The 903-nt window shown below is 39.0% G+C and carries 1 pseudogene; it reads left to right on the top strand.

The features are described from left to right. Positions 1-903, top strand: a pseudogene (locus tag K9V48_RS28165) (IS1182 family transposase); the annotation flags it as partial.

Genomic DNA, 903 nt, shown 5'->3' with positions numbered 1-903 from the left:
AATGGAAGACCCTCTATTCATCCCATTACTCTTTTTAAAATGATGTTTGTGGGCTATTTTTATGGGATTCGCTCTGAACGTCAATTAGAGAAAGAGATCGAAACGAACATTGCTTATCGATGGTTTTTAGGATTGTCTCTATCCGATAAAGTTCCGCACCATTCTACCATTAGTTTTAACCGACGTACTCGATTTCTCAACACCACCATTTTTGAAGAAATCTTTGATAAAATCGTTCATCAAGCTATCGAGCATCGAATGGTAGGAGGTCGTATTTTAACGTCAGATTCCACTCATATCAAGGCAAATGCGAATAAAAACAAATTCATTCGAAAAGTCAAAGAAGAAAGTCCGAAAGCGTATTTGGAAGAAATAGAAGCAGCTGTCACAGAAGACCGTATTCAGCACGGAAAAAAGCACTAAAACCAAGAAAGGAAGGCGCTGCCAAACCCAAACAAACGAGAGTGAGTAAAACGGATCCCGAAAGTGGCTTTCTCATGAGAGAGGGGAAACCTAAAGGATTTTTCTATTTAGATCATCGTACGGTAGATGTCAAATACAACATTGTCACGGATACCTTTATTACGGCTGGAAATGTGGCAGATTCCGAGCCGTATTTGGCGCGCCTTCAAAAGCAAATCGAGAAATTCCAATTTAATGTGGAAGCCATCGCCTTAGATGCTGGTTATTTTAACAACTATATTTGTAAGAAACTCACAGAACAGAATATTTTTACAGTCATGGGCTATCGACGTTTTGGCAGCTCCAAAAAAAGTCTGCCTAAGCGTAAGTTTCATTATGTAGAGGAAAAGGATATATATGCCTGTCCAATGGGATGTATTCTTTCCTATTCCACAACCGACCGTGATGGATATCGTCACTATAAATCAAAGAAAAGTGATT

The sequence above is a fragment of the Metabacillus rhizolycopersici genome, from assembly GCF_020075705.1.
The sequence above is the reverse complement of the archived record's forward strand: the minus strand, read 5'-3'. Positions and strand labels throughout refer to the sequence as shown.